The following is a 24,454-nucleotide window of genomic DNA, read 5'->3' on the forward strand; positions in this document are numbered from 1 at the left end:
GCTCGCCCCGGGACGGACGATGGGTGTGGGTGGGACCCCTTACTGCTGTCCGTCCACTCCAGATTAACCAAATGAGCGGAGGTCCGCTCGATAGGGAGTGCAAACAAGGTGTAACTATCGCGCTTCGCTGCGCCATCCAATACCTCTCAATATGCCGCCATCCGCAACAAACCGCATGACTCGCAGGGGACCCGGATCACCCATACGGCTCAGCGATGCGAATGAATTTTCGACTGTCGGTACGAAGTCTCGTACCGCCACGCGGCTCAGTTCAGGTGCCGTTGGCCGGGTCGCAAGCTCGCCATGGTCTGCTGACGTGCGGCACGGCTGTCTCGCGGAAGGACTGACGCATGGAGCTGCGCAGCGTCGAGGAGCTGATGGATCTGCTGTACGCCGGCCGGCACCAGCACGCGCTGCGGACCGCCGCGCTGCTGCGCCGCAGCCGTCCCGCCGACAAGGAGCTCCAGGTGGCGGGGTTGATCCACGGGATCGGACCGGTCCTGTCCCCCGGCGACGGGAAGGGCCGGGCCCACAGCGCCGCGGAGGCGGTACGGGCGCTGCTCGGGGAGCGGGTGTTCCGGCTGGTCCGCGGGGACGCGGGCCCGGCGGACGACGATGTGCTGCGCCTGCGCCAGGCCGGCGAGGAGGGGCGGACGGCGGGCTTCGACGCCGGTGTCCTGGAGGACTGGCGCACGGTCCTGGAACTGGTGGCGGCCCGCAACTCCCGGCTCGGCGCGGTCGACTGACGCACGGGGCCGTCCGCTCCCTGGTTTCTGACGGGGCGTCATGAGACGGTACGGCGATGACGTCGTCGTACGGACTGGACGGCAGGGTGGCCGTCGTCACCGGTGCCACGCGCGGGATCGGGCGAGCCGTCGCCGGTGCGCTCGCCGAGGCGGGCGCGCGGGTGTGCGTGACGGCGCGGGACGCGGCCGAGGCGCACCGGACGGCGGCCGAGCTGGGCGGGCTCGCCGTCGCCGGGAGCGTGGCGGAGCCGGGGCATCCCGAGGCGGTGACCGACCTCGTGCTGCGCGAGTTCGGGCGGCTGGACGTTCTCGTCAACAACGCGGCGACGAACCGGCCGTACGGGCCGCTGATGGAGGCCGATCCGCACGCCTGGCGGGAGGCGTTCGCCGTGAACGTCGAGGCGCCGCTGCGGTTCGTGCGGTGCGCGTGGCGGGGCTGGATGCAGGCGCACGGCGGGGCCGTCGTCAACGTGTGCACCGAGGGCGCCGGGCATCCGGGGCCGCACGTGGGGGCGTACGGCACCAGCAAGGCGGCGCTGCTGCACCTCACCCGGCAGCTCGCGGGCGAGCTGGCGCCCCGGGTGCGGGTGAACTCGGTCTCCCCCGGGCTCGTGCGCACCGAGATGGCGCGCTTCGTGTGGGAGCCCGGCGAGCGGGAGGTGGCCGCCGGGCTGCCGCTGGGGCGGATCGGGGAGCCGGAGGACGTGGCGCGGGCGGTGGTGTGGCTGGTGTCCGACGCGGCCGGGTGGATCACCGGCGCCGATCTGCTGGTGGACGGCGGGACGCGGGTACGCGCGGCGTCCACCGCGGGGACGTACGCCGTGCACGACCGTCTGCGCGAGGGCCCCGGGACCTAGGGCGGCGGCCCGTGGGGCACGGGACGCCGCCGAACTCACCGGCTCACCACTTGCCCGGCACGTAGTCCTTCATGAAGACGCCGTACAGGTCCTCGCCCGCCTCGCCGCGCACGATCGGGTCGTAGACGCGGGCGGCGCCGTCGACCAGGTCGAGGGGCGCGTGGAAGCCGGCCTCGGCGAGGCGCAGCTTGTCGTAGTGCGGGCGCTCGTCGGTGATCCAGCCGGTGTCGACCGACGTCATGAGGATGCTGTCCGTCTCGAACATCTCGGGGGCACTGGTCCGCGTGACCATGTTCATGGCCGCCTTGGCCGCGTTGGTGTTGGGGTGCCCGGCACCCTTGTAGCCGCGGTTGAAGACGCCCTCCATCGCCGAGACGTTGACGACGTACGAGCGTCCCCGGGCCGCCTTCCGCGCGGCCTCGGCCATGGCCGGGCGCAGCTTGCTGATGAGGATGAACGGCGCGGTGTAGTTGCACAGCTGGGTCTCGAGCAGCTCCACCGGGGAGATCTGCTCGATGCTCTGCACCCAGGTGTTGGAGTCGACGACGTCGGGGACGAGGCCGCCGGCGTCGATGGCGGTGCCGTCCACGTGCCGGGCGATGCTGGCGTTGCCCGCGACGAGGGCGAGGTCGGCGACGCGCTGCGCGTCCAGGCCGCTGGTGCCGATGGGCAGCGCGGCGATGCCGTCGACGGCACCCGAGTTGAACGCGCCGATGACGTGGTGCGGGGGCAGCTCGCCGGCGGGCAGCGGGGCGCTCTCGCCGTCGACCAGGGCCGCGTACGCGGAGGGCAGCCGGCGCACGGTCTGCGTCGCGTTGTTGATCAGGATGTCGAGCGGGCCCGCGTCGGCGACCTGCTCCGCCAGGGCCACGGCCTGCGCGGGATCACGCAGGTCGATGCCGACGACCTCCAGCCGGTGCAGCCAGTCCGCCGAGTCCTCCATCGCCTTGAACCGGCGGATGGCGTCCTTGGGGAAGCGCGTGGTGATGGTCGTGTGCGCGCCGTCGCGCAGCAGGCGCAGCGCGATGTACATGCCGATCTTGGCCCGGCCGCCGGTGAGCAGGGCGCGCTTGCCGCCGAGGTCGGCGCGGGCGTCCCGCTTGGCGCGGTTCTGGGCGGCGCAGTCCGGGCAGAGCTGGTGGTAGAAGTAGTCGACCTCGACGTAGCGCTGCTTGCAGGTGTAGCAGGAGCGCGGGCGCTGGAGTATGCCCGCGATCCGGCCGGCCTCGACCTTGGAGGAGGGCAGGATGCCCTCGGTCTCGTCGTCGATGCGCTCGGCGGAGCCGGTGGCCGTGGCTTCCGTGACGGCCCGGTCGTGCGCGGTCTTGGCGGCCCGGCGCTCCTGGCGGCGGCGCTGCTTGACCGTCCGGTAGATGTGCGAGGTGGCCCGGCGCACCCGGATCGCGTCGGGGTGGTCCACGTCGATCTGGTCGAGCTCCTCGAGCACGCTCAGGCAGACGGCCAGGCGCTCGGGGTCGATACCCGGGCCGTAGACCACCTCTTCCGTGGCCATCGAGCCGTCTTCTGTCACCGTCATCGCGCTGCCGCTTCCCTGGTCACGCGCAGCGCTCCGACTCGCGCCCGCCTTCGAACGCGGAATTTTACGGAGCGCCGGGCCAGGAGCCAAACCCGTACGGATTCCCGTCCCCGCGGGGCCCGCCCCGCCCGGCGCCGGAGGCGTAACGGGTGGGGCGGGTGGGACTCCTGAGGCGGTCCGCGGGCCGGGACGCTCAGTAGTCGCAGGCCGCCAGCAGCGCCTCCACCTCGGCCGACACCGCGTGCGCGAGCCGGTCCAGGTCCGGCACGGCCTGTGCGTCGGCGACGAGCCCGTAGTGCACGTGGCCGCGGTACGTGGAGATCGCGACCGCCAGCGACTGGCCGGGGGCGAGCGGGGCCAGCGGATAGACCTCGGTCAGCTCGTGCCCGCCCAGCCGCAGCCCGAGCCCGGGCAGCGGCACGCTCGTCACCAGGATGTCGAACCACAGCCGCGCGGCCTGGCCGACCAGCGGCCCGCCGAGCCGGTGCCCGAGGGCCGGGACGTGGTCGGCGAGCAGCGCGACGGCACCGGCGCCCCGGTTGGGCCCCGCGTCCTTGTTGCGGACCATCGCGGTGCGCACGGTGGCGAGGCGGTCGAGCGGGTCCGCCTCGTCCACGGGAAGCCGTATCAGGTAGCCGGAGAGCCGGTTGCCCTGTGGCTGGGCGGTGCGCGGGCGGCGCCGGGAGACCGGGATGAGCGCGCGGGGCGCCACGCCCTCGCTGCCGTCGCCGCGCTCGTCCAGCCAGCGCCGCAGCGCGCCGGCGACCACGGCGATGAGCACGTCGTTCACGGTGCCGCCGACGGTCTTGCGGACCCGGTGCACGTCGTCGATGTCGAGGACGACGCCCGCGGTGCGGCGGGTGCCGCTGGGCGCGGAGGTCAGCGCGGAGGTCGGGCGCATGCGGAGGGTGGACAGGGCGAGGGAGGTGCCGATGTCCAGGGCCCGGCCGACGTCGGACAGCGCGTCCCGGACCAGTCCCGGGACCAGCGCGGGCAGCCTGCGCACGTCGGGCAGCAGCCCGCGCGGCGGCTCGACGGCGCGGGGCGCGCGCTCGGGCAGGTCCACCGGGTCGAGGACGCCGGCGGCGAGCTTCAGCGCGCGCAGCCCGTCGGCGAGCGCGTGGTGGAACTTGAAGAGCACGGCGAAGGAGACCCCGTCCTCGCCCGGCAGGACGTGCGCCTCCCACGGCGGCCGGCCGCGCTCCAGCGGCCGTTCCATCAGCCGTCCGGCGGCCGCGTGGAAGTCGGCGGTCGGGGCGTGCAGCCGTACGTGGTTCAGCGGATCGAAGTCCGGGTCGGCCTCGCGGGCGGCGCCGCCGAAGGCGAGCGGCTGCCAGACGTCGCGGATGCGCATGCGCAGCCCCGGCACGGCGGCGGCACGCGCGGCGAGCAGGTCGGCAGCGTGCGCGCCCGCGGTGGGCGAGTGCGCGCCGAAGACGCCGAGTGCGCCGAGGTGCATCGGGTGCCGGTCGGACTCCATGTTCCAGAAGGCCAGGTCGAGGGGAGCGAGCAGGTCGGAAGTCAAGGGCTTGCCTCGCGCGTCGACGAAGTATGGATCTGCAGTCAATCCCTGACTGACGATTACGGTCAAGTACGATCAGGCTACGCTCAGTTAACAGCAGATTAAGCTCCGCCCCATGTCCCACCCCTCTGAGAGGGGTGGGACACAAGAGGCGCCTGAGGTCACTTCAGCACCGGTGGTGCCGCGCCGGGTGACGTACCCCACTCCGACGGGCGCGGGCCGACCGTGAACGCGAGCGAGTGCAGCGAGCGCAGCGCACGCGTCGTCAGATAGGTCCGTCCGTGCGGTGCCCCGTCGGTGCGCACGCCCTGGACGTAGCGGTCGCGGGCCGAGGTGCCGGGCGCGGTGACGGTCAGCCGGCCGTTCGGCCAGTAGCGGCGGTCCAGGGCGAGGTCGACGCGGTCGAAGACCGGGGTGGACAGGCCCCAGGTGTCGTAGCCGGGCTGGATCGGGAAGAGCCCGATGGACGACAGCACGTTCCAGGCGGACATCGTGCCGAGGTCGTCGTTGCCCGTGATGCCGGTGGGACCGTCTGTGAACAGGGTCAGTGCGGCGTGCACGACGTCCGTGGTCTTCCAGGGCTGGCCGGTGGAGAGGTACGTGTACGGCGCGATGAGGTCGGGCTCGTTCATCGGGTTGTACACGGCGGCGTTGTAGTAGGCGTACGGGTCTCCGTGCACCCACACCTCGCGGGCCGTCCTCGCCGGGGCGGCGAGCAGCCGGTCGTAGGCGAAGAACGAGTCCAGCCGGGCGTTGGCCGCGCGCGTGCCGCCGATCAGGCGCACCATGCCCGGCAGGTCCTGCGGGACGAGCCACTGGTACTGCCAGGCGGTGCCCTCGTGGAAGCCGGTGCCGCGCGCCGGGTCGGGTGAGCCGGTGAAGGCGCCGGTGGCGTCGCGGGCCCGGAAGAAGCCGGTGGAGGGGTCGAAGATGTTCCGGTAGTTGCGCGACCGGGCCGCGTACCGGGCGGCGTCGGCCGGGTGCCCGAGGCCGCGGGCCATCTGGGCCAGCATGGCGTCGGCGAGGGCGTACTCCAGGGTCACCGAAGCGCCGTGGTGGTAGTCGGAGTCGCCCATCTTGGCGAGCGGGCGGTCCTTGACGAAGGGGGCGAAACCATGAGCGACGTACTCGGCGTTGGCCTCCCGGCCGATGCCCGGGTACGCGGCGGGCGGCACGCCGTCGGCGTTCTTGCGCAGCGCGCGGTAGGCCCGCTCCTCGAAGCCCTTCAGCAGGCCCATCCGGTAGGCGGTGGTCAGGAACGGGGTGACCGGGTCACCGCTCATGACGTTCGTCTCGACCGGGCCGTACCCCCACTTGGGCAGCCAGCCGCCGTCCGTGTCGATCGCGACCACCGACCGGGCCATGTCCCGTGACTCGCGCGGCGCGAGCAGGGCGAGCAGCTGGACCTGGGTGCGGTAGGTGTCCCACAGCGACCAGTTCTGGTAGTACGTGAACCCCTTCGCGCGGTGGACCCGGCGGTCCCAGCCGAAGTAGCGGCCGTCGGCGTCGCTGCCGATGTTGGGCGCGAGGAACGAGCGGTACAGCGAGGAGTAGAACGTACGGCGCAGCGTGTCGGTGCCGCCCTGGACGCGCACGTCGGCCAGCCTCGCCTCCCAGGCCCCGCGGGCCCGGCCGCGCACGGCGTCGAAGGACCGGCCACCCTCGGCGCGCAGGTTGCCGGCGGCGCCGGCCGCGTCGACGTACGACAGGGCGGTGGTCGCCTCGACGGTGCGGTCCCTGGTGGTGTCGAACCGGACGTAGGCGCCGCCGCGCCCGGTGCGGGCGCCGGGGGTGAGCACCGAGCCGCTCCAGGTGCCGTACGCGGTGAAGGGCCGGCTGAAGCGGGTGATCGTGTAGAGCGTGTACGGGCCGGTGTCACGGCAGAAGCCGTGCCCGGTGATCTCCGTGCGCACCGTGTGGTCGTCGAGGATCTCGACCGTGCTGCCGGCCGGCTTGTGCAGCGACTGGGCCGCGTTCAGCAGGACGTTGGCCTTGTCGGTGGCCGGGAAGGTGTAGCGCTGCACACCGGTGCGCCCGGTGGCGGTCAGCTCGGCGCGGATGCCGGAGGCGAGGCCGACGCGGTAGTAGCCGGGGCTCGCCTGCTCGTCCCGGTGGGAGAAGGCGACGGCGTACTGGGTGTCGTCCGTCCGGGTGACGTCGCCGGTGGTGGGGAGCACGGGCAGATCGCCGCCGATGCGGCAGCCGACCCCCGAGAGATGGACCAGCGAGAAGCCGCGGACCCGGTTCTGCGTGTAGTCGTAGCCGGTGCTGTGTCCGGTGTCGGGGGAGAGCTGCACCATGCCGAAGGGCACGGTCGCGCCGGGGAAGGTGTTGCCCTCGTCCTGGCTCCCGATGAAGGGGTTGACCAGGTCGGTGAGGTGGCCGTCGGTCCGCTCGGCGGCCTGTGCGGCGGGGTGGGCGATCAGCGCGGACGCTGCCATCACCCCTGCCAGACAGAGCCGGGTGCGCCGGGTCCCTCTCATGTCGGATGACCTCCGAAGGTTCGACATCGTTGCCTGCATCGTGAAGGGCGAACGACGCAAATCCGGGCATCCCAGGGGGATTACGCGAAACGCGTCGCACAAAGGCAAACGGGTGCCGAACGGCAAAGGACACTGGTCGGAGCGGGTCTGCGCGGTGCGGACACCAGTGCGGAGAGGGCTGACGCGCCGTCGGTGCTACGCGGCCGGCTCCGGCCGGTCGATGGCACCGGGGCCGGACGGCGCGTCATCCACGTCGGCCAGTTCGTCGGCGGTCGCGTCCAGCTCCCGCCGGTCGTACTCGTCGAGGAAGGGGATCAGGGCCCCGCAGTCCCGGCAGGCCCGCGCGAAGCCGGCCTCGAACGTCGGCCTGGGCTTGAGGAGACCCGGCCGGCGGAACTTCAGGCGCAGGCGCTCGAAGGCCCGTTCGCCCGAGGTGAGCTGCCCGACCGGACTCAGCCGGCCGGAGCCGCATATCCCGCAACGCATGCCGGGCAGCCTATCCCTACGGCACCCGCTGTCCCTTCCCCAGGGCTATGACCCCGCCCTTGGACACGGTGTACAGCTCGGCGTCCCGCTCGGGGTTGACGCCGATCGTGGCACCGGGCGGGACCTCGACGTTCTTGTCCAGCACGGCACCGCGGACGACGGCGCCCCGGCCGATGCGGACGTTGTCGTGCAGCACCGAGCCCTGGACCACCGCGCCCGGGTCGACCCGGACCCCCGGGGAGAGCACCGACCTGCTGACCTGACCGCGGATCAGGCAGCCCGCGCTGATGATGGACTCGCTCGCGATGCCGCCCGCGTTGAAACGGGCCGGGGAGAGCTGGCCCGAGTGGGTGTAGACCGGCCACTGGCGGTTGTAGAGGTTGAACGCGGGACGCTCGGCTATGAGGTCCATGTGGGCCTCGTAGTAGGCGTCCAGGGTGCCCACGTCCCGCCAGTAGCCCTGGTCGCGGGTGGTCTCGCCGGGCACGTGGTTGTCGCTGAAGTCGTACAGCCGGGCCTCGCCGCGGGCGGTGAGCTGGGGCAGGATCGAGCCGCCCATGTCGTGCACCGACTGGCTGTCCTCGGCATCCCGGTGCAGCGCCTCGACGAGGGCCTTGGTCGTGAAGACGTAGTTGCCCATCGAGGCGAAGACGCACTCCGGGTCGTCCGCCAGTCCGGGCGGCGCGGCCGGCTTCTCCAGGAAGCGTTCCACCGTAAGGCCGTCCGAGCCGGGGGTGATCACGCCGAACGAGGAGGACTCCGAACGCGGCACACGGATCCCGGCCACCGTCACGCCCGCGCCGCCCTCGATGTGCTGGCGCACCATCTGCCGGGGGTCCATGCGGTAGACGTGGTCGGCGCCGAACACGGCGACGTACTCGGGCTGTTCGTCGTGCACCAGGTTCAGGGACTGCAGGATCGCGTCGGCGCTGCCCAGGTACCAGCGCGGGCCGAGCCGCTGCTGGGCCGGGACCGGCGTGACGTAGTTGCCGAGCAGGCTGGACATCCGCCAGGTGGTGGTGATGTGCCGGTCCAGCGAGTGCGACTTGTACTGGGTCAGCACGCAGATGCGCAGGATGTCGCCGTTGACGAGGTTGGACAGCACGAAGTCGACGAGCCGGTAGGTGCCGCCGAAGGTGACCGCGGGTTTCGCCCGGTCGGCGGTCAGCGGCATCAGGCGTTTGCCCTCCCCGCCCGCCAGAACGATCCCGAGAACCGAAGGCCCACCACGACGCATGGCCGCTCCCCTCACCCTGGATAACCATGGATGCCCCGAGCGGGCCGGACTAAGCCTGCTTGAGGATCTCCTCGTACAGCGCGGCCGTACGGCGGGCCACCGCGTCCCAGCCGAACTCGCCCACCGCGCGCGCCCGTCCGGCCTCCCCCATCCTGCGGGCCCCCTCCGGGTCGCCGAGGACGCTGTCCAGCGCCCGCGCGAGGCCCGCCTCGAAGCCGCTCGGGTCGTCCGCGGCGTCCCCCGGGTCCCCCGTGTCCCCCACGTCGACCAGGAGCCCGGTGCTGCCGTCGGCCACGACCTCGGGGATCCCGCCCACCCGGGAGGCCACCACGGGCGTGCCGCAGGCCATCGCCTCGAGGTTGACGATGCCGAGCGGTTCGTACACCGACGGACAGACGAACACCGCTGCCCGGGTGAGGAGTTGGACCACTTCCGGGCGCGGCAGCATCTGCGGGATCCAGAACACGCCCGGCCGGACCCGGCTCAGCTCCTCGAACAGCTCCCGGAACTCCCGGTCGATCTCCGGGGTGTCGGGCGCGCCCGCACACAGCACGACCTGCGCGCCGGGGTCGATGTTCCGTACCGCGCGCAGCAGATGGGGAACGCCCTTCTGCCGGGTGATCCGGCCGACGAACAGGACGTACGGGCGTGCCGGGTCGATGCCGTGCCGGACGAGCGCGTCGGTGCCGTGGTCCGGCCGGTAGAGACGGGTGTCGATGCCGTTGTGGACCACGTGCACCCGGTCCGGGTCCAGCGCCGGATAGCAGCCGAGGATGTCGTCGCGCATCGCGGTGGAGACGGCGATCACCCCGTCGGCCGCCTCCACCGCCGAGCGCTCGGCCCAGCTCGACAGCGCGTATCCGCCGCCCAGTTGCTCGGCTTTCCAGGGGCGCAGCGGCTCCAGCGAGTGGGCGGTCACCACGTGCGGGACGCCGTACAGCATCTTGGCGAGATGGCCGGCGAGGCCCGCGTACCAGGTGTGGGAGTGGACGAGTTCGCGGCCCTGGAGGGCGGCGGCGATGGAGAGGTCCACGGAGAAGGTGCGCAGCGCGTCGTTGGAGCCGTCGAGCACGGACCAGGGCCGGTGGCGTACGACGCCCACCCCACGGCCCTCGCCCCAGCAGTGCACCTCCAGGTCCACCAGCGAGGCCAACTCGCGCGCCAGGAACTCCACATGGACACCGGCGCCGCCGTACACGTCCGGGGGGTACTCCCGGGTCAGCAGTCCCACTCGCACCCGACAACCCCCTGGGCTCGGCGGCAGATCCCCTTCATGGTCACCCAGATGGGGCGCTCGGGGAAGACCGCGGTGGCCGGACGAAGCAGCAGTCGCCGCAGACCCCGCCGCCGGGCACCCGGTAGTACAGGCAGCAGCTGCGGCGGCGGAAGGCCGTCCCGGTGCGGGTGCCGGTGGCGCGCAGCAGGGGGTGCGCGAGGAGTTCGCCGGTGAGGTCGCGGGCCCGCCGCGCCACGTCGGCACGGCCGTGTGCGCGGGCCCAGCGGTCCAGTTCCCGGGCCGCACCGGCGAGCGCGGAGCCGGCGTTGCCCCACAGCAGGCCCGCCGCGACGCCGTACCGCTCCCGCAGGGCCTCCCCCAGGGGTTCCAGATGACCGTGCAGCACGGCGTCGGCGAGGTCGGCCGCGTCCCCGGGCCGGGGGCGGGGGCGGACCTCGGTGAGCCACAGGTCGTCGGGGGCGGACGCGGTGGCGTCCCAGCGGAGCAGGCGCGGGTCCAGGTCGGGCAGCCGGCCGTACAGGACGGCGCAGCCGAGGGACACCGACCACAGCCGCGCGGCCAGCCCCTGCTGGCCGATCGAGGCGGCGACCCGCGGCTCGGGGGCGCGCAGGCGCTCCGCGACCGTCGTGACACGCGACGCCAGCGCGTCCTCGGGCGCCACCCCCTCGTAGGCCCCTGCGAGGGTCGGCAGCCGGGCGCGATCCGGTGCGCCTGCGGGCGGGGCCGTGCGCAGGACGAAGAATCCCCCTAGGGGACGGAGCGCGGCGAGTTCGGGGTCGAGGTCCACGAAAGACACTGGTACCAGGTGCGATCGGAGACCGGACCCCGAGGGTCTCCACCCCGCGTCACCCGTCCAGGGGATGATCGCACGACTGGTGTACTCCATCGGTAGTAGGACGCATTGCGTGCTCAGGGACGACGACGGGACGTTCGCGGGCGGGCAGAGTGTTGCTCATGCAAGCCGACCGTACGTCGCGCCGGGCCGAGCGCCCCCACCGTACGCAGAGGAGACGCCGATGAGCGCCCTCGCGCTGTCCGTGCTGCTGTCGTTCGTGTCCGCCCTCGCCTACGCGGGCGGCGCGATCGTGCAGGAGCGGGTCGCGGTGGCCTCCCCCGGCAGCGCGTACCTTCCGCTGCGCCGGCCGAGCTGGTGGGGCGCGCTGGCACTCAACGGTCTCGGCGGACTGCTGCACGTGGTGGCGCTGGCCTACGGCCCGCTCAGCATCGTCCAGCCGCTCGGCGCGCTGACCATCGTGTTCGCCCTACCCCTGGCGGCGCTGTGCTTCGGACGCAGGGCCGGGGCGACCGCCTGGCGGGGCGCCGTGATGGCCACGGTGGGCCTCGCCGGTCTGCTGTCCCTGGTCGGTTCGTCCGACGACCACGCGCTCGGTACGGCCCAGCGGGCGGGGGTCGCGCTGGTCACCGGCGGCGCGGTCGTGGCGCTGATGTGCGCGGGCCGGGCGGCCCACCGGCATCCGGCGGTGCGCAGCGTGCTGCTCGCCGCCGCCTGCGGCACGGCGTTCGGCATGTCCTCGGTGTTCACCAAGACCGTGGCCGTCGACTGGAGCGGCGGCCTCGGCGACCTGTCCTCGCTCGCGCTGATCGGCGTCTTCGGAGCCGCGGGCGTCCTGCTCTCCCAGGCCTCCTACCAGGGCGGCGGTCTCGCCGCACCGCTCGCCACCCTGACGGTGGTCAACCCGGTGCTGGCCGCCGCGGTCGGCATCCTGATGTTCGGCGAGACGTTCCGGTACGGCGCCACGGGCACCGCGCTGGCGCTGGGCTGCGGTGTGCTGGCGGCGGGCGGCCTGATCATGCTGACGACGGAACGGATCGAGCGCACGGCACCGCCCGCACCGGCACCGGACGCAGCGGAGGTCACCGCCGGGGAGACGCTCCTCGGGGTGCCGCAGCAGCGGGTGCCCGCGCTGGAGCCCGCCGCGCGCGACGCGCTCCTCGCCGAACCCGAGCCCGAGCCCGGGCCGCTGAGCCCGTGGGAAACAGGGCCGGGCGTGCGCGATCTGTTCGCCCCGGCACCGGGTGACGGCGCCCAGGACACCCGGCCCGGCCTGCGGGACCTGCTCGCCCCGGCGCCGGGGGACACCGCGCTCGCCCCGGCCCCGGAGGACCACGGCGCGGAGGATCCCGGAACAACGGACCTGCGGGACCTGCTCGCCCCGGCACCGGACGGCGGCATGCGGAAGGCCGAGCCCGGCCTGCGGGATCTGCTCGCCCCGGCGCCGGGCGGCGGCGCGGAGCGTGCCCGCGGGGCCGAGGCGTCCGGCGCCGGCATGCTTCCGGCGTCGTACACCGCGCTCCCCGCGAGCGCCGCCGTACCGCTGCCGGTACTGCTGGAACGGCGGCGAGCGCGCGTCAGATCGTGACGCCCACGGTCCGGAGATAGGCGATCGGGTCGATGTCCGTGCCGAAGCCGGGCCCCGTCCGCACCTCGAAGTGCAGATGCGGGCCCGTGACGTTTCCGGTGGCCCCGGAGCGGCCGATGCGCTGGCCCGTGCCGACGGTCTGGCCGACCCGCACGGAGATCGCCGACAGATGGCCGTACTGGGTGTAGCGGCCGCCGGCGTGCCGGATCACCACCTGGTAGCCGTAGGCGCCACCCCATCCGGCGGCCACCACCTGCCCGGCCCCCGCCGCCTTCACGGAGGTTCCGGTCGGCACCAGGAAGTCGATCCCCGTGTGGTAGCCCTTCGACCAGTGCGACCCGCCCACGTGGTAACCGGTGCCGATGGGCGCGTCGACCGGGGCGACGAAGGAGTGGCCGGTCGACGGGGACCCGTGCGGGGCCTTCTTGTGGGCGGTCTCCTTGTGCGGGGCCGCCTTGTGCGAGGTCTCCGAAGGCGCCTTCTTCCCCGGCGACTTGGTGCGGGTGCCGGGCGCGACGGTGGCGCCCAGGCCGAGCCGCTCGCCCGGCAGGATGAGATCGGGATCGGCGCCGACGGTGGCGCGGTTGTCCGCGTAGAGCTGCCGCCAGCCGCCCTGGACCTGGTGCGCGCGGGCGATGCCGGAGAGGGTGTCGCCGTGCACCACCGTGTACATCTTGGCCAGGCCCGCGCGGGACTGGGGGGTGGTCGTCGGCTGCACCTCCCGCACCGCGCCGGATCTCGCGGGCCGGGTCGTGGCGCTCTCGGTGTGCGGCTCGGAGCCGGGTCCGCCCCTGTTCAGCCCGGCCCGCACCGAGCACACCGGCCAGGCGCCGGGCCCCTGCGCGTCGAGCACCTTCTCGGCGACGGCCATCTGCTCGGCCCTGGTCGCCAGGTCGGCGCGCGGCGCGTACCGGGTGCCGCCGTACGCCTCCCAGGTGGACTGGGTGAACTGCAGCCCGCCGTAGTAGCCGTTGCCGGTGTTGATGCTCCAGTCGCCGCTGGACTCGCAGGCGGCGACCTTGTTCCAGGTGGACGCCTCGGCGGCGTCGGCGCTGCCGGCGGCGACCAGCGGGATCGCGAGGCCGGCGCCGCCCGCCGTGACGGTCAGTGAGGCACGGTTGATCCTGTTGGGCTGGTACCGGCGATGCCGGCCGCGTACGGCCATGTCCGATGTCCCCTCGGCATGCGTCAGGAGGGGCAAAAGTAAGCGCCGCGAACAGGCCATGACAAGACGGAAATCCGGCCTCCGACAGTCGTCAAGTGGCCGGTATCGGGCGTTCCTTGTCCTGATTCCCCGGGGACTGAGGCCGACGGCGCCCTCGCCGCGTACACATGCCTGGCGGGTCGGATGTGCGCTCGCCGGAACGGCACGTCAGGATGGGCGAGGGCCCGTACTGACGGAGCCGTAGTCACGAGGCAGCTAGGGAGCAGGCGGTATGAGCACTTCAGCGCAGATCGGTGTCACGGGCCTCGCGGTCATGGGGCGCAACCTCGCCCGCAACTTCGCGCGCAACGGCTACACGGTCGCGGTGCACAACCGTACGGTGGCGCGGACGCAGGCGCTGGTGGAGGAGTTCGGGGGCGAGGGGGACTTCGTCGCGACCGAGTCCGCCAAGGAGTTCGTGGCGGCGCTGGAGCGCCCACGCCGCCTGATGATCATGGTGAAGGCCGGCGATCCGACGGACGCGGTGATCCAGGAGTTCGCCCCGCTGCTGGAGCCCGGCGACGTGATCATCGACGGTGGCAACGCGCACTTCGCGGACACCCGGCGCCGGGAGCGGGAGCTGCGTGAGCGGGGCATCCACTTCGTGGGCACGGGCGTCTCCGGCGGCGAGGAGGGCGCGCTGCACGGGCCGAGCATCATGCCGGGCGGCTCGAAGGAGTCGTACGAGTCCCTGGGCCCGATGCTGGAGAAGATCTCCGCGAAGGCCGCGGACGGCGCCCCCTGCGTCACGCACTGCGGCCCCGACGGCGCCGGGCACTTCGTGAAGATGGTCCACAACGGCATCGAGTACGCCGACATGCAGCTGATCGGCGAGGCCTACCAGCTGCTGCGCGACGTCGCCGGGTACTCCCCCGCGCAGATCGCCGAGATCTTCCGCACCTGGAACACCGGGCGGCTCGACTCCTACCTGATCGAGATCACCGCCGAGGTGCTGTCCCACGTGGACGCGGCGACCGGCAAGCCGTTCGTGGACGTGGTGGTGGACCAGGCCGAGCAGAAGGGCACCGGGCGCTGGACGGTGCAGATCGCGCTCGACCTCGGCGTCCCGGTCTCCGGCATCGCGGAGGCGGTCTTCGCCCGCTCCCTGTCCGGGCACGCGGCCCTGCGGGAGGCCTCGCGCGGCCTGGCCGGGCCGACGGCGTCCCCGCTGGGGGAGGCGGAGGCGGCGGCCTTCGCGGACCGGGTGGAGCAGGCGCTGTACGCGTCCAAGATCGTGTCGTACACGCAGGGCTTCCACGAGATCGCGGCGGGGAGCGAGGAGTACGGCTGGGACATCGACCTGGGTGCGGTGTCCTCCATCTGGCGCGGCGGCTGCATCATCCGCGCGGCCTTCCTCGACCGCATCCGCGCCGCGTACGACGCCCGCGCCGACCTGCCGAGCCTGCTGTCGGACGAGACGTTCGCGCAGGAGATCGCGGCGGCGCAGGACGACTGGCGCGAGGTGCTGGTCGCCGCGACGCGGCAGGGGGTGCCGACGCCCGGGTTCTCGGCGGCGCTGGCGTACTACGACGCACTGCGCGCCGAGCGGCTGCCCGCGGCGCTCACGCAGGGGCAGCGGGACTTCTTCGGCGCGCACACGTACCGGAGGGTGGACCGGGACGGCTCGTTCCACACGCTGTGGGGCGGCGACCGGTCCGAGGTGTCGGCGTAGCTTTCCGTGTTGCTTCTGGGGGCGGGGCCGTGGCGTCCCGGCTGCGGGTAGGTCGTGGCCGGGCGCGCCTCACGGTGGCTTCACGTGCGGGGCGAAGGCCCTGGTGCCCAGGCTGCGGGTCCGTCGTGGCTGAGCGCGCAGTTCCCCGCGCCCCTTTGGCTGACGGTGGTTTCACGTGCGGGGCGGAGGCCCTGGCGTCCCGGCTGCGGGTCCGTCGTGGCTGAGCGCGCAGTTCCCCGCGCCCCTGTGGGGCGCGCCTTGGGCTGACGGTGGTTTCACGTGCGGGGCGGGGATCTTGGTGCCTCGGCTGCGGGTCCGTCGTGGCCGGGCGCGCAGTTCCCCGCGCCCCTGTGGGGCGCGCGTTGGGCTGATGGTGGTTTCAGGTCAGGGGTGGGCCCGGTTCCGGGGGCGGTACGGGTTCCGGGCCCGGGGGGATCGGGGACGGTGAGGGATCCGGCGGGGTCGGGCCGGGGCCCGGAGGGGGCGGTGTGGGGGTCGGGCGGGGGCCCGGTGGGGGTGGCGTGGGTGCGGGGCCGGGGCCCGGCTCCGGAGGCGGTACCGGGCTGGGGTACGGGTCCGGTGCCGGTCCCGGCGTGACGGGGTCGGGTTGCGGGTTCGTCATCGGGGCCTCCGCGCGGTCGCTGGACGTCGCCTCTGGACTACTCCCCCGCCTACCCGACCGCCGCTCGGCCACTCATCCGGCGGCGGCACCGGACCAGCGGCGACCGGTCCACCCCGGGTCCACTCAGGCCGGTACGGAGTGCGGGGCGCGCTCCTGGTCGGTGCCGGGCGCCGGCTCGGAGGGGTCGGCACCCAGGGTGACGATCCGGTTGTCGCCGTCGACGTGCACGACCCGCGGCCGCAGCGCACGCGCCTCCGCGTCGGAGACCTGGGCGTAGCTGATGATGATCACCAGGTCGCCGGGGTGCACGAGATGTGCCGCCGCCCCGTTGATGCCGATGACACCCGATCCGCGCTCGCCCTCGATGACGTACGTCTCCAGCCGGGCGCCGTTCGTGATGTCGACGATGTGCACGAGCTCGCCCGGCAGCAGGTCGGCGGCGTCGAGGAGGTCCGCGTCGATGGTCACCGATCCCACGTAGTGCAGGTCGGCCTGGGTGACGGTGGCACGGTGGATCTTGGACTTGAACAGAGTACGCAGCACTTTGGACTCCTGGAAGACGGCTCCCTGCCTGCTTTGTGCAGGTCAAGGGCGTTCTCCACCCTACACCGGCACGCAGGAGTCGATGTTTGTGAGGAACATCGCTTCACTCTGCGAGCAGGCTCCCTGCCTGGGCTTCCGTGCGAGCCAGGCCGTTGTGAACCCGCCGACCAGACGTCTGCCAGGAAGACCCTCTGGGGACTGATGCTGATCGAACGCTGACTAGCTTGACGATACGTCAGTTATGACGGTCAGGACGCCGATGCCCGCCGTGACCACGCATATCGCAGGCACGAGCAGGGGAACGCCAGGCCGGACGGGCCGAAAGCCGTCTTGCCGAGGATGAGCGACGCCACCAGCGTGACGGCGTGGGACTCGAATCCTCGGACGGCGTGGCATCCGGCGGGAACTGATCCACGACGCTCTTGCGGCATTGCGCCGGGTTGAGGTCCCCCACGGCCTCCAGCGCCTCCGGCAGTACTTCGGGCGCCTGGCGGCTGTTCGATCTCGTCGTCGAGGCGTTGTCCGGCCATGGCGGACGTACGTCTTGCCGTGCCCGCGGTGCCGGCCATCCTCGGCGAGTACAGGATGCTGCCCGGTCCGGTGCCCGGACGGTGACGGCGGGCTCCGCGCGCTCCTGCTACCGGCGGCGGGCGGCGGGTGCGGCAGTTTTCAGGACCTCGCTCACCGTCAGACGGGCCGAGTTCGCTCCCGCGTACGCCACGAATAAGGTCAGCGAGACCAGCAGGAAGAACCACCGACGGTGGGGAGCCACGTAGTGCGCCTCCACCGCCGTGAGGGGTGTCGAGCCTCGCCGGCCCGGCCGCAGTCCCGGATGGGTGCCCGGAACCGCGGCGCTCGCGTCTCAGCCGCTGCTCTCGGTACGTTCACTCGTGTCGGTGATCTCGACGTGTCGCGGCTTTGCGACGTCGGCCTTGGGGACGGTGATGCTGAGCACTCCGTCCTGCATCTCAGCCCTGATCTTGTGGGTGTCCAGTTCCCCGGGCAGCCGCAAACGGTACTCGAAGGCTCCGACGCGGCGGGTGCTGCGGCGCAGGACACCCTTGCGCTCCCGCTCCTTGATCTCTCCGGTGACCACGAGTTCGGGACCGTTGGCCTCCACGTCAATGTCCTTGCTCTTCACTCCGGGGAGTTCGATCTCTATGTGGAACGCGTCCTCGGACTCCGACACGTCCGCGAGAGGCGTCCACGCAACCGCGGGTGCCGCGCCCACCGTCGACTCCAGCAGGCCGCTCATCTGATTGAGCAGTTCGTCGAACTCGACCAGGGGATTGAGAGGGGTGGGTGCCCAGACGGGCCTTTCCTGCAGACCGCCACCGCGGTGGCGCCGGATGGGCATGGCCATCGCCATCGCCTCCCTCTTCCTTCTCGTGATCTCGTCGTCCGCCATTCGTCATGCGAGCCATGCGGACTCCTTGTGACGTATGCGTGGGGAGACGTCCGAGTGGCCCGCGACAGCTGACGTGTCCGTGGTGCCGGGTACGGCCGATTGCCCCAGGTGCCGGTGCACGAAGTGAATGGCCATCGCGCCCTCACCGGCCGCGGAGGCCACCCGCTTGACCGAGCCGCTACGGACGTCCCCTACCGCGAAAACCCCGGGCAGACTGGTCTCCAGGGTCATGCAGGAGCGCCCGCGGCCGTGCCACACCTCGGGGTGGGCGCAGGCTTCCTGGGCCTCCGGACCGGTGAGGACGAAGCCGCGGGAGTCGAGGGCGATGGTGCCGGCGAGCCACTCGGTGTGGGGGTCGGCGCCGGTGAAGACGAACAGGCTCCGTACGGCGAGCCGGCGGTGCCCGCCCGTGCGATTGTCGACCACGTCGAGCTCCTCCAGCACTTCCTGGCCGATGACCTCGGTGACCTCGGTGTGCAGCATGACCTCCACCCGTGGATGGCGCTCGATCTGGTCGATCAGGTAGCGGGACATGTTGGCCTCAAGGCTGGCTCCTCGGACCAGCAGGTGCACCTTCGGCGCGTACCCGGCGAGGAACAGCACCGCCTGCCCCGCCGAGTTGCCTCCGCCGACGACGGCCACCGGGTCGGTGCGGCACTGCTGGGCCTCGTATACGGTCGCCGAGTAGTGCACGCTCGTTCCCTCCAGGCGCTCGATGCCGGGCACCTGGAGCCGGCGGTATCGGGCACCCATGGCCAGGACGACGGCGCGGGCGGCGATCTCGCTGCCGTCGGCGAACGACACCACGTAGTGGTCCTCGTCCTTGGGGTGGAGTCCGGTCGCCTCCAGCGGAAGGCTGATCCTGGCGCCGAACTTGTCGGCCTGGAGCACGGCGCGTTCGGTGAGTTCGGCGCCGGAGATGCCGGAGGGGAAGCCGAGCAGATTCTCGATGCGGGACGACGTGCCGGCCTGGCCGCCGGTGGCCATCGCCTCCACCACGGTGGTGCTCAGGCCCTCGGAGGCGGCGTACACCGCGGCGGCGAGGCCGGCGGGCCCGGAGCCTATGATGAGGACGTCGCCGTGACGGTTTCCGGCGGGTAGTGACGGCAGGCCGATGAGCCGGGCCAGTTCCGCGTTGCTGGGGTTGCGCAACAGGGTGGTGTCCCGCCAGATGACGAGTGGTGTCTCCGCCGGGCCGACGCCGAAGCGGCGCAGCAGCTCCTCGGCCTCGTCGTCGGTCTCCAGGTCGATCCAGCGATGCGGCAGCCGGTTGCGGACGGCGAACTCGCGCAGCCGCCTGGTGTCGGGCGAATAGCGCGAGCCGACGATGCGGAAGCCGGCGCCCTGTCCGACGAGCAGCGCACGACGGCCCAGACAGGCGCGCAGCACGACGTCCCCGATGGTGGAGTCATGGGACACCAGGTGACGCAACTGGTCCAAGGAGACGACAAGGACCTCGCCCGGCTCCCTGGCGACTGCGGTGTAGAAGGCCACCTGTCCGTACAGCAGGCCGAGTTCACCGATAAAGCGACCGGGGCCGTGCACACGCAGCACGTGCTCCTCGGGAGTGCCGTAGCCCTCGACGACGGTGACGGTACCGCTGAGGACGACGAAGAACGTCTCGCAGCGCTCCCCCTCCCGGATCAGCACGTCGTTCGGAGCCATGGTCCGGCGTTGCCCGTGCTCCGCCAGACGTGCTGTCTGGTCCTCCGTGAGGCGTGGATACGCGCCGTAGATGTCCGGGGTCTCCCAGAAGGCGGCCTCGTCCGCTTCCTCCGGCACCGGTTCTCTGCCCGGCAGCGGCTGGTCGCCGGACATCAGACGAACGCCTCGTGAACGTAGCACCAGCGCCATTCCTCGCCGGGCTGGAACGACTGCACGATCGGATGGGCGACGGCAGCCGCGTGCTTGCGCGCGTGCTTGTTCGGCGAGGAGTCGCAGCAGCCGACGTGCCCGCAAGTCAGGCAGAGCCTCAGGTGGACCCACGGGGAGCCGAGCATCAGACACTCGTGACACCCTTCTGGGGTCAGCGGCTGGACCGGCCGGACAAGCGCGAGGTGGGGGTCTGCATGAAGGGTCATCCGGATCACCCTTTCCGGGCGGTGATCGACTGTTCCACCCACCGGCGAAGAGCGGGGGCGGGCGCCGCCCCCGCCTGCCGGGCGACTGTCTCGCCCTGGTCGAGGATCAGCAGTGTCGGTACGGCCTGGACCTCGAAACGCTGCGACAGTCGCGGGTTCTTGTCGACGTCGACCTTGACGAGTTTGATTCGGCCGGCGAGATCGGTGGCGACCTTCTCCAGTGCGGGACTGACCATGCGGCAGGGGCCGCACCAGGGGGCCCACAGGTCGACCACGACGGGGACATCGGCCCGCTCGGCGACCTCGGCGAAGTCGTCGTCGCCCGCGTCCACCATCCACGGAAGGGGCTGCTTGCAGTGGCCGCACTTGGGGCGGCCCTCCGCGGCCACGGGCACCCGGTTGGTGCGCCCGCAGTGGGGACAACTGACGGTCGTCGCCTGCATCGTGCTCATGCCGCCCGCGCTCCCTTCACGTCCTCGGGCTGGTCGTAGGTGACCACCAGCTCTCCATGTTCGGAGTCGACGCGGACCGTCGCGCCGTCCTGGACGTCACCGCGCAGCAGGGCGCGCCCGACCATCGTCTCGACCTCGTGGGAGATGTAGCGGCGCAGCGGCCGGGCACCGTACACCGGGTCATAGCCCTGGTGGGCGATCAACTCCCTGGCTGCTTCGGTGAGTTCGACGGTAATACGACGTTCGGCGAGTCGGCGGCGCAGCTCGTCGAACTGCAGCTCCACGATCCGCTCGATCTGCCGCTCGCCGAGCGGTTTGAACAGCACGATGTCGTCGACGCGGTTGAGGAACTCCGGGCGGAAGTGCCCGCGCAGCTCGCCCATCACCAGGGCGCGGGCGTCGGGCTTGATCTCACCTTCGGCGGTGGCGCCGTCGAGGAGGTGCTCGGAACCGATGTTGGAGGTCATGATGATCACGGTGTTGCGGAAGTCGACGGTGCGGCCCTGGGAGTCGGTGATGCGGCCGTCGTCGAGGACCTGCAGCAGGGTGTTGAAGACATCGGTGTGCGCCTTCTCGATCTCGTCGAACAGCACGACCGAGTACGGCTTGCGGCGTACGGCCTCGGTGAGCTGGCCGCCTTCCTCATAGCCGACGTATCCGGGTGGTGCGCCCATGAGCCGGCTGACGGTGTGCCGCTCCTGGTACTCACTCATGTCGAGGCGGACCATGTTCTCCTCGGAGTCGAACAGGGCCGCCGCGAGGGTCTTGGCCAGCTCGGTCTTCCCGACGCCGGTGGGACCGAGGAAGATGAACGAGCCGATGGGGCGGCGCGGGTCGCGGATGCCGGAGCGGGCGCGGATGATGGCGTCGGCGACGAGTTTGACGGCCTCGTCCTGGCCGATGACGCGCTCGCGCAGGATCTCGTCGAGGCGCAGCAGTTTCTCGCGTTCGCCCTCCTGGAGACGGGCGACGGGGATGCCGGTCCAGGCGGCGACGATCTCGGCGATCTCCTCCTCGGTGACAACCTCGCGCAGCAGCCGGTTCTGCCCCTGTTTGGCGGCCAGTTGCTCCTCTTCGGCCTTCAGCCGGCGCTCCAGGTCCTGGAGGCGGCCGTAGCGGAGTTCGGCGGCGCGGTTGAGGTCGTAGGCGCGTTCGGCCTCCTCCGCCTCGTGACGGACCTGCTCCAGTTCCTGGCGTAGTTCCTGCACGCGGCGGATGGCCTGCCGTTCGGCCTCCCACTGGGCGTGTTTGGCGTCGGCCTCGCCGCGTAGGTCGGCCAGTTCCCTGCGCAGCTCCTCAAGACGGGCTTTGCTGGCGGCGTCGGTCTCCTTGGACAGGGCCGCCTCCTCGATCTCCAGGCGGGTGACGCGGCGGGTGATCTCGTCGAGTTCGGCGGGCATCGAGTCGATCTCGGTACGCAGCCGGGCGCACGCCTCGTCGACGAGGTCGATGGCCTTGTCGGGCAGGAACCGGTCGGTGATGTAGCGGTGGCTGAGGGTGGCCGCGGAGACCAGTGCTGTGTCCTGGATCTTCACGCCGTGGAAGACCTCCAGACGTTCGCGCAGTCCGCGCAGGATGGAGATGGTGTCCTCCACGCTCGGCTCGTCGACCAGCACCTGCTGGAAGCGGCGTTCGAGGGCGGCGTCCTTCTCGATGTGCTTGCGGTACTCGTCGAGGGTGGTGGCGCCGATCATGTGGAGTTCGCCGCGGGCGAGCATCGGCTTGAGCATGTTGCCCGCGTCCATGGCCCCTTCGGCGGCACCCGCGCCTACGACGGTGTGGAGTTCGTCGACGAAGAGCAGGATGCGCCCCTGCGCGGCCTTCACCTCGGACAGCACGGCCTTGAGGCGTTCCTCGAACTCGCCCCGGTACTTGGCGCCGGCGACCAGTGAGCCCATGTCGAGAGCGAACACCGTCTTGTCGCGCAGGCCCTCGGGGACGTCGCCGCGAACGATGCGCTGGGCCAGGCCCTCGACGATGGCGGTCTTGCCGACGCCGGGTTCGCCGATGAGGACGGGGTTGTTCTTGGTCTTGCGGCTGAGGATCTGGGTGACGCGGCGGATCTCCGCATCACGGCCGATGACCGGGTCCAGCCGTCCGGACCGAGCCTCGAGGACCAGGTCGCGGCCGTACTTCTCCAGAGCCTCATAGGCCACTTCGGGGTTGGCGGAGGTGACCCGCTGGTTGCCGCGGACCTGGGTGAGCGCGCTCAGGAACGAATCCCGGGTCACACCGTGCTCCTTGAGCAGGCGTCCGGCGGCGGTCGCCGACCCCTCCTCGGCAAGGGCGAGCAGGAGGTGCTCCACGGACACGTACTCGTCCTTGAGGCGTTTGGCCTCCCGCTCGGCGGCATCGAGCAGGCGGGACAGGCGCTGAGTGACGAAGACCTGGCCGGGTGCCGCGCCGGGACCGGTGACCTTCGGGCGGCGGGAGAGTTCCTCGCGCACGGCCGCGCGCAGCTCCTTCGGCTCGGTGCCGGCCTGTTGCAGCAACCGCGGGATCAGACCGTCCTCCTGATCGAGAAGCGCGAGCAGCAGGTGTTCCGCGTCGACCTCGGTGTGCCCCATGCCGACGGCCGCGCTCTGGGCCTCCTGCAGGGCTTCCTGCGACTTCTGGGTGAGACGGTTCATGTCCATGGGGGTGTTTCACTCCTCGTGCCGCGGCCGCGCAGGGCGGCTTCGAGCAGGCTGATGCGGTCGAGCAGGTCGAGCACCAGACCGATGGATGCGTAATTGAGGCAGAGTCCGGTGCGCAGCCGCTGGATACGGGCGAGAACCGCCGGGGCCGTGGGGTCGAACACCAGTCGCCCGGCGGAGTCGCGTTCGGCGTCGATCAGGCCGAGGGCGACGAACCGGCGGATCAGATCGGGGTGGAGGCCCGAGCGAAGGGCCACGGCGGCCAGGGAGAGCCTGGGGACGGGCACGAGCGCGTACCGGACAGCCGTCGAGGCGGTGAGGTCGGCGCCCGTTCGTCCCGGACGGCCGCTCACGCCGGCTCGGCCGATGCCTCCCGCTCCCGCGGGTCGGTCGTTCATCGCGTCCTCCTGGGGTCGAACGAGGAAGTGGCGGCGAGCTCCTCGAACAGTTCGCGCTCCCGGTCGCCGAGGGCGGGAGGCACCATGACACGGAGTTCGGCGTACAGGTCGCCGTTCGCCCCCCGCGGGTTCGGCATGCCCTCGCCGCGCAACCGCAGCCGCCGGCCGCTGGACGAGCCCGCGGGCACCGTGACCTTCGCCGTGCCGCCGCCGGGCGTGGGCACCGGCACGGTCGCACCCAGGGCCGCCTCCCACGGGGCGACCGGGACCTGGACGTGCACGTCACGGCCGTCCAGCCGGAACCGGGGGTGGGGCTGGATACGCACCCGCAGGTACAGGTCGCCCGCGGCTGCGTCACCACTGCCCTGGCCACCCTCACCCGCCAGCCGGATGCGCTGCCCGTCGGTGACGCCCGGCGGCACGTCGACCTCGTACCGTCGCGGCTGCCCGGTGGGGCCGGCGAGTGTGACGGTGCGACGGCCGCCTCGGTACGCCTCCTCGACAGTGAGCGGCAGTTCGGCCTCCTGGTCCGCTCCGGGGACGCCGCCTCGGGCGGCGCCGGCTCCGAACATGGAGCCGAGCAGGTCCTCGATGTCGATGCCCTCCGCTCCGAAGTCATCGCCGAAGCCGGTGGTGTACCGGACGCGAGGGCCGCCCGCGCCTGCGGTCCTGCGACCGCGGAAGCCGCCGCCCGCTCCGGCCGCGACCCGTTCGTCGAAGTCCTCAGGGATCTTGCGGAAGTCCTCGCCGAAGCGGTCGTAGCGGGCCCGGGTCTTGGGATCGGACAGGACGCTGTATGCCTCGTTGAGGTCCTTGAAGCGTTCCTCCGCCCCGGGGTCCTTGTTGACGTCGGGGTGGTACTTACGGGCGAGTTTGCGATATGCCTGCTGGATCTCGTCCTGGCTCGCGGTCCGCGACACGCCCAGCACCTCGTAGAAGTCCCGTGCCATCG

General features: G+C 72.0%; 21 protein-coding genes. 4 read left to right on the plus strand and 17 right to left on the minus strand.

The window, feature by feature from the left end; genetic code table 11:
• Positions 1 to 350: 350 nt before the first annotated feature.
• Together ACZ7FF_RS06360 and ACZ7FF_RS06365 are read left to right on the plus strand one after the other, a co-directional pair.
• Positions 351 to 746: a hypothetical protein gene (locus tag ACZ7FF_RS06360; RefSeq protein ID WP_470809966.1), complete on the plus strand. Its 396-nt coding sequence runs from the start codon at positions 351 to 353 to the stop codon at positions 744 to 746.
• Positions 747 to 802: 56 nt separating this feature from the next.
• Positions 803 to 1,603, plus strand: a complete 801-nt coding sequence (locus ACZ7FF_RS06365) for an SDR family oxidoreductase (RefSeq protein WP_470809967.1) — start codon at positions 803 to 805, stop codon at positions 1,601 to 1,603.
• Positions 1,604 to 1,646: 43 nt separating this feature from the next.
• Here the strand turns inward: ACZ7FF_RS06365 and ACZ7FF_RS06370 are convergent, their stop codons facing one another.
• The 7 genes from ACZ7FF_RS06370 to ACZ7FF_RS06400 all read right to left on the minus strand — a co-directional run bounded on the left by ACZ7FF_RS06370 (position 1,647) and on the right by ACZ7FF_RS06400 (position 10,892).
• Complete coding sequence (locus ACZ7FF_RS06370) at positions 1,647 to 3,140, minus strand: SDR family NAD(P)-dependent oxidoreductase (protein ID WP_470809969.1); 1,494 nt, start codon at positions 3,138 to 3,140, stop codon at positions 1,647 to 1,649.
• A 193-nt stretch (positions 3,141 to 3,333) separates the two neighbouring features.
• Positions 3,334 to 4,665 carry a wax ester/triacylglycerol synthase family O-acyltransferase gene (locus ACZ7FF_RS06375; RefSeq protein ID WP_470809971.1) on the minus strand — a complete coding sequence of 444 codons (1,332 nt, stop codon included), beginning with the start codon at positions 4,663 to 4,665 and terminating at the stop codon, positions 3,334 to 3,336.
• A gap of 158 nt (positions 4,666 to 4,823) precedes the next feature.
• A complete protein-coding gene (locus ACZ7FF_RS06380; protein ID WP_470809972.1) occupies positions 4,824 to 7,145 on the minus strand; it encodes a GH92 family glycosyl hydrolase in 2,322 nt (773 codons plus the stop codon).
• A 195-nt stretch (positions 7,146 to 7,340) separates the two neighbouring features.
• Positions 7,341 to 7,631 (minus strand): hypothetical protein, encoded by a 291-nt coding sequence (locus ACZ7FF_RS06385; RefSeq protein ID WP_470809974.1) that lies wholly within the window; start codon positions 7,629 to 7,631, stop codon positions 7,341 to 7,343.
• A 16-nt stretch (positions 7,632 to 7,647) separates the two neighbouring features.
• Positions 7,648 to 8,868: a glucose-1-phosphate adenylyltransferase gene (gene glgC, locus ACZ7FF_RS06390; protein ID WP_470809976.1), complete on the minus strand. Its 1,221-nt coding sequence runs from the start codon at positions 8,866 to 8,868 to the stop codon at positions 7,648 to 7,650.
• A 49-nt stretch (positions 8,869 to 8,917) separates the two neighbouring features.
• Positions 8,918 to 10,105: a glycogen synthase gene (gene glgA, locus ACZ7FF_RS06395; protein WP_470809977.1), complete on the minus strand. Its 1,188-nt coding sequence runs from the start codon at positions 10,103 to 10,105 to the stop codon at positions 8,918 to 8,920.
• A gap of 40 nt (positions 10,106 to 10,145) precedes the next feature.
• The gene (locus ACZ7FF_RS06400) at positions 10,146 to 10,892 is read right to left on the minus strand and encodes a (2Fe-2S)-binding protein (RefSeq protein WP_470809978.1); all 747 of its coding nucleotides are present in this window, start codon (positions 10,890 to 10,892) and stop codon (positions 10,146 to 10,148) included.
• A 229-nt stretch (positions 10,893 to 11,121) separates the two neighbouring features.
• On the opposite strand from ACZ7FF_RS06400, the gene ACZ7FF_RS06405 reads away from it, so the two are divergent.
• Entirely contained in the window at positions 11,122 to 12,486 is a 1,365-nt protein-coding gene (locus tag ACZ7FF_RS06405) for a DMT family transporter (protein WP_470809980.1), read from the plus strand.
• Here ACZ7FF_RS06405 and ACZ7FF_RS06410 read toward each other — a convergent pair.
• Positions 12,476 to 13,651 (minus strand): transglycosylase family protein, encoded by a 1,176-nt coding sequence (locus tag ACZ7FF_RS06410; protein WP_470809981.1) that lies wholly within the window; start codon positions 13,649 to 13,651, stop codon positions 12,476 to 12,478. The genes ACZ7FF_RS06405 and ACZ7FF_RS06410 overlap by 11 nt on opposite strands.
• A gap of 271 nt (positions 13,652 to 13,922) precedes the next feature.
• Between ACZ7FF_RS06410 and gndA the strand changes: the two genes are divergently transcribed.
• On the plus strand, positions 13,923 to 15,362 hold the full coding sequence (gndA, locus tag ACZ7FF_RS06415; RefSeq protein ID WP_470809982.1) for an NADP-dependent phosphogluconate dehydrogenase: 1,440 nt from the start codon (positions 13,923 to 13,925) through the stop codon (positions 15,360 to 15,362).
• Positions 15,363 to 16,107: 745 nt separating this feature from the next.
• Here gndA and panD read toward each other — a convergent pair.
• From panD to ACZ7FF_RS06460, 9 genes are all read right to left on the minus strand, one after another.
• The gene (panD, locus tag ACZ7FF_RS06420; RefSeq protein WP_470809983.1) at positions 16,108 to 16,527 is read right to left on the minus strand and encodes an aspartate 1-decarboxylase; all 420 of its coding nucleotides are present in this window, start codon (positions 16,525 to 16,527) and stop codon (positions 16,108 to 16,110) included.
• Between the two features lie 637 nt (positions 16,528 to 17,164).
• Positions 17,165 to 17,299, minus strand: coding sequence for a hypothetical protein (locus tag ACZ7FF_RS06425; RefSeq protein WP_470809985.1), 135 nt, complete (start codon positions 17,297 to 17,299; stop codon positions 17,165 to 17,167).
• 90 nt (positions 17,300 to 17,389) lie between these two features.
• Positions 17,390 to 17,890, minus strand: a complete 501-nt coding sequence (locus tag ACZ7FF_RS06430; RefSeq protein ID WP_470809987.1) for an Hsp20/alpha crystallin family protein — start codon at positions 17,888 to 17,890, stop codon at positions 17,390 to 17,392.
• A 48-nt stretch (positions 17,891 to 17,938) separates the two neighbouring features.
• Complete coding sequence (locus tag ACZ7FF_RS06435; RefSeq protein WP_470809988.1) at positions 17,939 to 19,753, minus strand: FAD-dependent oxidoreductase; 1,815 nt, start codon at positions 19,751 to 19,753, stop codon at positions 17,939 to 17,941.
• The gene (locus ACZ7FF_RS06440) at positions 19,753 to 20,016 is read right to left on the minus strand and encodes a UBP-type zinc finger domain-containing protein (protein WP_470809990.1); all 264 of its coding nucleotides are present in this window, start codon (positions 20,014 to 20,016) and stop codon (positions 19,753 to 19,755) included. The genes ACZ7FF_RS06435 and ACZ7FF_RS06440 overlap by 1 nt, the downstream gene beginning before the upstream one ends.
• 5 nt (positions 20,017 to 20,021) lie before the next feature.
• Complete coding sequence (trxA, locus tag ACZ7FF_RS06445) at positions 20,022 to 20,468, minus strand: thioredoxin (protein ID WP_470809992.1); 447 nt, start codon at positions 20,466 to 20,468, stop codon at positions 20,022 to 20,024.
• The gene (gene clpB, locus ACZ7FF_RS06450) at positions 20,465 to 23,104 is read right to left on the minus strand and encodes an ATP-dependent chaperone ClpB (protein WP_470809994.1); all 2,640 of its coding nucleotides are present in this window, start codon (positions 23,102 to 23,104) and stop codon (positions 20,465 to 20,467) included. The genes trxA and clpB overlap by 4 nt, the downstream gene beginning before the upstream one ends.
• On the minus strand, positions 23,095 to 23,502 hold the full coding sequence (locus ACZ7FF_RS06455; RefSeq protein ID WP_470809995.1) for a chaperone modulator CbpM: 408 nt from the start codon (positions 23,500 to 23,502) through the stop codon (positions 23,095 to 23,097). Before ACZ7FF_RS06455 ends, clpB begins: the two co-directional genes overlap by 10 nt.
• Positions 23,499 to 24,452 carry a DnaJ C-terminal domain-containing protein gene (locus tag ACZ7FF_RS06460; RefSeq protein WP_397655744.1) on the minus strand — a complete coding sequence of 318 codons (954 nt, stop codon included), beginning with the start codon at positions 24,450 to 24,452 and terminating at the stop codon, positions 23,499 to 23,501. The genes ACZ7FF_RS06455 and ACZ7FF_RS06460 overlap by 4 nt, the downstream gene beginning before the upstream one ends.
• Positions 24,453 to 24,454: the final 2 nt, after the last annotated feature.

This window comes from Streptomyces sp. NPDC037126 (assembly GCF_055605965.1).